Here is a 9,559-nt window from a genome sequence, read left to right as displayed (position 1 = left end):
CTTGAATCCACGGCCTTCGCTGCTGTTTCAGCATTATCACGGGCCGTTTGCGCATCCGAAACCGCCGTATTATACGCTGCCAGCGCCGCTTTATAATCCGTTTCGGTTGTTGCCGCATTCACTGCAGCCAACGCCGCCGTCACCGTTGGCTCATTAGCGACTTCGCCAGCCGTCGCAGGGACCGCTTCGTACGTAATGGTATATGTTTTATCGGTTGCGCCAAACGTACCAGCCGGCGTCTGATTGGCTTTTGTGCCATCAACGAATGAGACATAGCCTGACTTTTGCACAACACCCGCGGCACTATAGGTACCATAGGCCGTGCCGGCGTTTGAGCGCGTCTCATCAGGGTACTGTTGAATCATTTTGACCGCATTTGCCGTATACGTTACGGTATAGCTCGGTACTGCTAAGGCACCCGCCGACGTTAGGCTAAACGCCCCCACAATCGTATAAGACCCATCGCTATTTTTAACCAGGTGCGTCGCTTTCGACGTATCTGTATCCAACGTGTTACCCGCTGCATCTTTGATTGTGGCCGTCATCCCCGCTGGCACTTGAATCGTATTCGCTGGGTACTTGTCATTCGTGACCCCCGTCAATGAGGTTGGTGACGCTGACACGGCATTATCTTGCGCCGTGCTTCCTGCCGTACTCAACCCAGTTGCTTTGTTGTACGTGATTGTTGCTGTTTGCGGAGCTGGCGTTAATTGCACATAAACTGTTTTATCAGTGTTACCAAAAGTTGCCGCTGATAAGTCCGCCCCAAGTTTCGTTGTTAAGGCGGAATCTGAATAAACACCACTGACACCGGTGTAGCCATTACTCTTGGCGGTCGCTAATGCAGCAGTATAATCCGCATAATCCGCTGCAGCCGTGGCCTTCTGCCCATCGTAATTTGTCCCCGCTGTCCCCAATTCAACGGACGGTACCGTTGATAGTACGTGGCCATTCTGGTCCACGAAGACCGTTGTCAACTTTGAGTTTTTCGCGTATTGCACATTAATAATGTTGTTCGCGTCGGTGTCAGATACCGTCAGTGGCCCCGTCGTTGACTTGGCTGTGCCATACGTCGTCCCTGTATACGTGTAACCGGCAATGGTTGGCGCCGTAAACGTGTGCGCTGTCCCCGTCGTGTTAGTTGACGCACCAGACGTCACAATGCCTAACGTGTCATTAACGTTTGACTTAATTGTCGTGCTTGCCTGCCCTGAAATAGCATTGCCTTCTTTGTCAATGTAGTTAACCTTGGTATCTGCGGTTGGCAACGTCAAATCAAACTCACGAATTGTGACACCCTTTTGTGAATACTTAGCACCGTCGGAAGCCTTAAATCCCACCGACATCGTTGAATTCACACCGTCAGTAATCGTAATTTGCTTTGAAGCGGAATAGGTACCGTTATCGGCCTTAATTGTCAGTGTTCCCACACCATTCGAATACGTATACGTGGCCGTCATTTCTGCTTCCAAATTGGGATCAGATGGGCCAGCCCAACCATCATCAGTTTTACTGTCCGGACCCGGACCACTAAATCCCATCAAGCTACCACCGGTGCTATGGTCAAATGACTGAAATCCCGTGGTGCCAGAGACCGTATTCAATTTACCGCTCGCGTCAGTTGTACGGAAACCGGCAACTTGCGTACCATCACTTCCGTCAGATCCCAGAATACTTCCACCGGTACCATCGGTTGGATTAACCAAATTTGTGGCATCACCATCATTTTTATAAAAGTCAATTCCCCATTGAACGGCGTTTGGAATCCCTGGCACAGTCGTGCCATCATCTTTTTTCTCTTCACCCATTCCGAGCGAACCACCGCCACCACCGCTAGTCCCCAATTTATTAGGCGCAATTGGTGCCAAAACTAACCCCAAGAAGTCACCAGCCCCATTCGATGGATTACCCGTAATCAAACCGGCCGTTCCACCAGTGTTGTACTTCGTCAAATTTAAATTAAATTTCATCGTCCAACTGGCCGTCATGTCCAGTTGCTTGTTAAAAGCAATCGCACCTTGGTCCTGGCCCGATGTATTCGTCAACGTTGTAAATGTCGCACTTTGCCCGTCATACGACCCACTCGCATTTGAAAAACCAGCTCCCGAACCCGTGAAGTTTGTCGTCACTTGGGTTTGCGTTGACTTAAAACTGTGGTTACCACCATTGGCATCCACCACATTATTAATCGTCTCCGCGGCTGCCGAGCGTGATGAAAACAGCACGTTTCCCACCTTCACTAACGGTGAACTATCTTTCGTTACCGTTGTGCGTGGCTCATTATTCCCCAATTCAGTCTGAACTTCATCCAATAGTTCCGGCCCGGCAATACTTGCCCCAACCGTTAGGGCCGTCATCCCCGCAGTCACCCACATGCGGCGATGCTTTGCCTGTTGCGTATTCGCTTTTGCAAAATCATTCTTTTCCATAAGTCTGCCTCTATCATTACTTGTTTATGTATTCTCGCCACTCCAGGAAGTCACGAGACTCCCCCTCACTGTGTATGATACGAGGCGATTTTTCCTTTTCAGTGATAGAAAACAGAAGTTACAATGGTTAAACTATTGCGTGAAGTTATTAAGCATATTGCTTGACATCTTAGAAAATGCCCTATTGAATTGCAAGATGTTCACATTTCCCCTATAATATGTATTCGTGGTACAAATACTATGATTAATTTGGTAGTGTAGCCAAGTGGTAAGGCACCGGTCTGCAAAACCGCCATCGCGGGTTCGATTCCCGTCACTACCTCTAAAGAAAATCCCCAATCGGAAGTGTCGCTCCGATTGGGGATTTTCTTTTTATTATCAAGAATTTACAGCTTGTAACGCTACTTCGCCATATTCAACAACGCTGGAGTGATAAAACTCTCAATGGCACCAGCCAAAATTGCCATTGGCAACACCACCACAATTAGAATTATGATAATGTGACGCCAGTCTATGCCATGCCACCAGCCTTGCTTCGTCCGGATGTTTTGCCAAATCAAGCGGAAAGTTTCCCAAGCAATACTAAATTCCAACCATTGCATGGGCATTTCGACAATACTGTGCGGAAAAATACCCGCAAAGAAAGTGGTCACGGGGATTGGCGATAAGCCAAGTAAATAACCAATTGAGGCTGGATTCATCACCGCGGTCACCCACCAAAATGGAATTGGAATCAGTGATATCGCCACCGTGGCTAAACCACCTAAATAGTTGTGCCAAGTCAATTGCACAAAACCACCAAAGGCGCCGCTATGATTGATTTTGTGCGACGATGCATCGTTTACGAAATTTGCTTTAATCGATTTCAAAGCCAAATCATGTAGCCCAAAAGCATTGAATTTCACTAGTGCTAACACCACAAACCAAATCACGACATTGATGATGGCAAAAATCACCATCGTGCGCCAATACCGTCGAAATGTTTCCCGCCAAATTGTCCCAATTTTCGTCATATACCCAATTCTCCAACTTCTTTTTTCACTATTATACGCAAGAACCCTCGCTAATTGCCTAGCGAGGGTTCTATTTTTTACTATTGTAAGGCTTGCTGCCAAGCTGCCATCATCGCCTGACCATTAAATGTCACCGCTTTATCATAAGCTGCGGCTGACAAATCAGCCCAGACACCATCATCTGACAGAATTGACACAATGCGATCGGCCATTTCACCGTGCGCGCCATTTGCAACGACATACCCATTCACACCATCATGAATAAGTTCTCGCGTACCATACGTAATATCATACGATACGACCGGAACACCGTAACTCATTGCTTCAACTAAGTTCATACCGAATCCTTCTGCGACTGACGTTTGCACAATCACTTGTGCCCGTTGATAGGCTGCGGCCAAAGCGTCACCGGTGATGTAATCACCAAATATGACACTATTGGTAACACCTAGCTGATTGGCCAACGCCTTCAATTCATTCAAAATTTCTGCGTTTGCTGGATAACCATGGAATGTCAACGTCGCTGATGGCACTGACTTAACAACCCGGGCTAGCGCACGAATTGCTTGATCTGGTCGCTTTTCAGGCGACAAACGCCCCATAAACAAAATGTTGCCAGCTTGGCGATCTGGCAAGCGTAGGCGTGATGCGGCCAATTGTGCTTGTGGCACAAATGTATCCGGCACCACTCGGAAATCGACGCCCGAATACCGCTTTTGCAAATCAGCTTGTTGCTCAGGCGTTGGTACTAGAATCGCATCGAAGTCTCGCACGCGACGCTCAAGGACATTCAGATAAGCATCATACAACTTACCGCGAATTGGATTTTTGATATCAGGTGTATGGATATCATGCAAAACTGCGAACTTCTTCGCCGCAAATTGCACATCCGCAACCACGTGATCCAAACTGCGACGATCAGACACAAGGATCGATCCTGGATGTTCAGCCGTAATTTCGTTTAAGAAGAAAAGAAATAGTTGATCTTCCGTATTAAAACGCCAATCGTGGCCCTTGTAATTCAGCAATTTCCACATGGTTGGGTATAACGTGCCATTAACCTTCATGTGACTGATTTCAATAACCGTCTCGCCAGCCAAGTTCAACATCTTTTGCACCGCTAAATTACCGTCTGGATGGAAATAATCTACCGACGACTTAAAACCACGCCAATCAAAATTCTCACGAGCCGTTGTATTGCCATAACGGTCATAGTAGACAATATCATTAACTAATCCGACCGTAGCTGGCATAACGTTAATGCGTGCCAACTCGCGACCAGCATGATTAATCGTTGAATAGTTTGGACCGTGACCTTCAATATGATACTCATCCAACGGAATCTGTGGCAACAAGCGCAGTGAAACTTCCTCACGCGGTACGTCGGTAACCCCTTGGAAGAAATCATACATATTCAATACTTGTTCTGCGTGTAAACCGATCGCTTCTGCATCACGAGCTAAGAAACGATTATAATTTCGCGTGACATATTGCGCTGATTGTCCCTGCTCTGTGAACAGTTGCACCCGCTTAGCTTGCGCATGCTCCGTGCCAGAATTGAACGTAAAGACATTTTCACTAACAAAATAATTCATTATTCAGCCTCCTTATTCAAATCATGGGCATGGGCCGGCATTGCTGCAAGCTTGGCTGGCCACACCGCAGCCGCATCATCCAACAATTCACGCCAGGCATGCCACACATTTTCTTCTGAATAACGTTCTGATGACTCGTATGCTCCCGTTGAATAACGTTGTGCCAAGTCTGGGTCGCGTAAGACCTTTAACATTGCTTGCGCCATCGCCTCATAGTCTTCGTATGGCACCACATTACCGTTGACGTCATCTTCAACGATTTCATTTGGTCCATAATTAACATCATATGAAAAGGCAATCAAACCATGTGAAATTGCTTCCATAATCGCTAGGTTGAACCCTTCCATACGCGAAGTCAGCCCATACATCATAGCATTGTTTTCGACAGCATCAATCTCTGTTGTGTACCCCTTCATCGTCACAACACCTTCAAGTCCGTATTCACGAATCGCTTCTTCAACTGAAGTACGCGCTTTGTAGTTATCCGCTGGATCAGCATAACCATACAAATCAAGCGTCACTTGTGGGAATTCCTTGTGCACAATCCCAACAGCCCGCACCAAATCATCAAGATGCTTTTCCCAGGCAATCCGGGCAAACGCAATCACCTTACCAAATTCACGACGCGCAACCGGCACCCGTTCAGCTTGCAACAGACGATCAGGCACAACTCCGACTGGAATCGTAAAGAGACGCGTCTTAGGTTGGAACCGTTCATTCACGTCATGCGTTTGTTTATGGGTCGCTGAGACAACTGCATCATATTCATCAAGCGCATTCATAGCAAATTCATAGTGATTATTCAAAATGGCATGCATTGGATCTTGGGCATCCCCCGCATGTGAATTGTGAAGGTGCATCACGACATAGGCAGGCTTGCGCAAACGCAAAAGGCCCCAGTCGCCCAAGTGTGAACGGTCCAGCACAAAGACGTTCGGTTGCTCTTCTGACCAGAAATCATCATTCAATCGATCAAAGAAGTGTTTCGTCAGCTCCTCAATCGTGTCAAACTGCATCACGTGACCACCATGTTCAATCAAACGCCAGCCTGATTTAACAAACTCACCGGCCATTGTCTTCTTATTAAAAGTTTCAATGACCGTCCGGCCTGATGGGGTCACCCACGTTTCCGTACCAATTTGATTATCCGTCGTATACCACTGAATTAATGACGCAAACCCACGTGAATCGTAGTGATCAACCCGGAATAAATTGTTGTAGCCATCAAATAACTCAGTCGACCGTACCCGCTTATCGGCAGTGGCGTCATAATTTACGCGCGCTACCAATTGACCATTCTGGGCCGTTACCAAATAACGATTATTTGCCGGTTCATCGGCAAATTGTACATTTGGCACACCAAATTCAATCTCTTGCGCGTGCAGAGTTTTTGGCGTCACCGTAACAGCTTCCTGAAAATAATCAAACATATTAATGAGTTGGTTATCCGGAATACCCGCTGCGTTCGCATTAACGTGCGCAACTGGATCCCAATCACGCAAAACAATCCGTGAATCCACCTGGTGATTATTAAATAGTTCAAAGCGCTTCAATTGCGCGTGTTCGATACCAGACTTTTGCTTTGGCATCGTCGCATTAACGAAAAAGTTCATCGGCATTGCTCCTTTTATGAGCGATATTAATTACTTATTTTTAAATACTATTATAACAGTTACTATCATAAACAAACTGTATTGTGAGCTTTGGCTTATTGTATGAAAAAACGAGGCAACCGTAGTTACCTCGTTTTTAAAACATTATTGTTAGTTCAAGTCATCTGAAACCATCGTGTAGTTGATAGTACCTGAGTACGTACCCGCCGCAAAGTTGTTGTTCGACAACGTCATTTGCAAGTCTGGAATCGTTAGTGATCCCTTCTTGCTCGTCGTATCGTTAACAATCATGTGACCATAACCATCCGTCTGGTTAGCAGCGTAGACATCAGCCAAACCGGCGCTCAAGTTAGCCTTCAACGTCTTAATTGGCAAAGCTGATCCGTTTGACTTCAAGTCTGTGGCTGACATGTAGATATCAGCATTTTGGCCCTTTAAGTTCAAGTATGACAAGACGCCACCCTTCGTTGCCGTCAATGTCGTTGTGTCACTAGCACCGATTGTATTCTTATCGCTACTGAATGAAGGCACTTCCGTCAATTCCATACCGTCATTACGGTTGCCGCTCGTCAACTTTTGTACCTTCACCGTTACCACTTGGGCATCAGTCGTTGGGTAGTTGTACGTTGATTGTACGTCACCGTTGGCACCAACAGCCAAAACGTAACCATCTGGCAACGTCAAAGGTGAGATTTGGGCACCTGGCGTTTGGTCGGTAAAGGCTTGTTGCTGAACCAAAGCGTTGTTGTTATCTGCATCGACGAACTCGATTGTACCTGAGACAATCGCTGCCAAGTCGACGTTCACATCGCCATCCTTATCAGGATAAGCATATGACTTCGTTGCATCAGCAAGCTTGTAACGCAACCCATCAACCGTACCAGCTGGTGCAGCGATGTTTGCAATCGTCTTACCAGCATCTTGATCCGTAAATGGCGTAGATGAAACTGTCTTACCATTGTAGACGTAGTTAATGTTTCCAGTTGCAATCTTTGCAACCGTCACCTTGATATCACTACCATCATACGTTGACTTATCAACGCTCACAAACTTGTAACGGTAACCGTCAGTTGTCGTTGGGGCTGTGATGTCTGAAGTTGATGATCCTGGCGCCTTAGTGTAAGAACCTGTAGCAACCTGATTACCATTCGCATCCACATAATTAATGCTTCCCGTTACCGCAGCTGCACCATTCCAAGTAAACGACTTTGTTAAGTCAATCTTAGCCATGTTGGTATCCGTACCTGTCATGCTGGTCGTTGAAGTAATTGACTCGGTTTTTGATGCTTGGAAGACTGACTTGATTGTGTAGCTAGATGTCGCTGGAATTGTCACCGTCATAGTGGCCTTAACAGCTTTAGCATAATCAGTTGTCTTAGCACCCGTTGCATCGTAGTACGTCATGTCCTTTAGTCCAACTGCCGTAGAAACATCATCACCATTCGCATTAACAAATGCTGGCTGCTTCGCAAACGTTACATTATTGCTTCCAGTCGTAATCGTGTACGTACCAGTTGAATCTTGACTCTGCGTATTCGTGATTTTATCTGACGCAATTACTTGGTTGTAACTGTCGCTACTTCCACTGGTAATTGACTTACCCGTTCCATCCGTGTACGACACATCATGTGTAATAACTCCTGTATCAGTATGCTTCAAGATGTTGAAGCCACCTTCTTCATATGAACCATACCATGAAGTACTAGAAGTTTCGGGTATATTACCAGCCACATTGTAGTTAACCGGCGTATTTGTCGTAGATCCCGCACCAAACATGCGCGTATCACCTGAATACTGGCGCATATCGCCATTCGTAGGCATCTTAACATTTCCTGACAAAACTAGCTGTTGTCCCAATGCTGGTACTTTTACCTTCGAGTAGACGTAAATATTCGTTGCTGGACTACCAGCTGCATTTTGCCAATCACCATCCGTCGCAACGGCTAATGGCGATGAATAATTGTACGTCGTCTTATTTTTGCTGACCGTAATCGTACCGTGCTTCACCATCAATGCACCTGTCTTCGGATCAACACTGTAGAAGATACCTTGTACATTACTAGTTGGGTACCATGTTGAGTAACCATCTACACCACCAGAATCAACATCAGATATTGTTCCATCAGCATAAATAACTTTCACTGAAAAAGTACTTGAATCTAGATACGAGCTGATATTGGTAAGTTTTAGTCCTGTAGAATCATCCGGTGTATGAAGACTTAGATACTGCTTACCTGTAAACCTATACAACTTGTTCAACGACCCGCTAACCTTAGTTGGTGCATCACTAGTTGTCGCGGTTCCGACATTTCCGGCTGCTACAGCCAGCTCATCAGTTGATCCACTAGCAGTCTTGGTACTTGTATCAGATGCAGGACTGACAGCCATATAAGTCGCCGTTCGATTTACGTCCGTACTTTCATTCACTACCGGCGTTGTCAACTTTACGATAGTTGACGTTGAGTCATATGTGCTAGCCTGGCTACCATCAAAAATTTTATTTTGACCATTAGCCAACGTTGTAGCATATTGAATGTGAAAATCACCTTTCGCATTTGTACGCTTTGCATATGCAGCCGATGTATCTCGTGGTGTAATTTTCCAAGATCCATCGACAACGCCTGTCTGACCAGCCAACATCGCAGGAGTGGTACCTGAATAACTACCGCCTAACAAATCACGCGCGTAATTTTCACTGGCAGTACCCTTATCTACCTTATCTACCACTCCAGTTGCCGCTTTCACATCTTGCAAGCTCATACCTGGCAATGATGGTGCGAGTTGGACAATCGGCGCAACAATCCCTGCGATTATAATTGAAGCCAACGCCATATGTTGTACTTTTGCTTGTAAACGCCGTGTGTTCTTCATGATGTTGCCTCTCTTTCTCACTATCCCCAAATAGTTTC

5 protein-coding genes and 1 tRNA gene are annotated in these 9,559 nt (G+C 46.1%); 1 reads left to right on the top strand and 5 read right to left on the bottom strand.

Annotation, left to right across the window (positions count from 1 at the left end; genetic code table 11):
• On the bottom strand, positions 1-2,429 hold a 2,429-nt coding region (locus WEIDD23_RS13490), incomplete at its 3' end, for a lectin-like domain-containing protein (RefSeq protein WP_197458814.1).
• Between the two features lie 251 nt (positions 2,430-2,680).
• Here WEIDD23_RS13490 and WEIDD23_RS04805 point away from each other — a divergent pair.
• Positions 2,681-2,751, top strand: a tRNA-Cys gene (locus WEIDD23_RS04805).
• 79 nt (positions 2,752-2,830) lie between these two features.
• Here WEIDD23_RS04805 and WEIDD23_RS04800 read toward each other — a convergent pair.
• The 4 genes from WEIDD23_RS04800 to WEIDD23_RS04785 form a co-directional block, all read right to left on the bottom strand.
• Positions 2,831-3,442, bottom strand: coding sequence for a stage II sporulation protein M (locus tag WEIDD23_RS04800; protein WP_010375188.1), 612 nt, complete (start codon positions 3,440-3,442; stop codon positions 2,831-2,833).
• An 80-nt stretch (positions 3,443-3,522) separates the two neighbouring features.
• Positions 3,523-5,037: a glycosyltransferase gene (locus WEIDD23_RS04795; RefSeq protein WP_010375189.1), complete on the bottom strand. Its 1,515-nt coding sequence runs from the start codon at positions 5,035-5,037 to the stop codon at positions 3,523-3,525.
• Positions 5,037-6,650 carry a glycosyltransferase family 4 protein gene (locus WEIDD23_RS04790; RefSeq protein WP_010375190.1) on the bottom strand — a complete coding sequence of 538 codons (1,614 nt, stop codon included), beginning with the start codon at positions 6,648-6,650 and terminating at the stop codon, positions 5,037-5,039. Before WEIDD23_RS04790 ends, WEIDD23_RS04795 begins: the two co-directional genes overlap by 1 nt.
• A 150-nt stretch (positions 6,651-6,800) precedes the next feature.
• Entirely contained in the window at positions 6,801-9,521 is a 2,721-nt protein-coding gene (locus tag WEIDD23_RS04785) for a hypothetical protein (RefSeq protein ID WP_062358807.1), read from the bottom strand.
• Positions 9,522-9,559 lie beyond the last annotated feature (38 nt).

Origin of the sequence: Weissella sp. DD23 (genome assembly GCF_001579105.1) — a bacterium.
In the GTDB taxonomy this organism is placed as follows: Bacteria; Bacillota; Bacilli; order Lactobacillales; family Lactobacillaceae; genus Weissella; species Weissella cibaria.
This window is presented reverse-complemented; position numbering and strand designations above follow the sequence as displayed.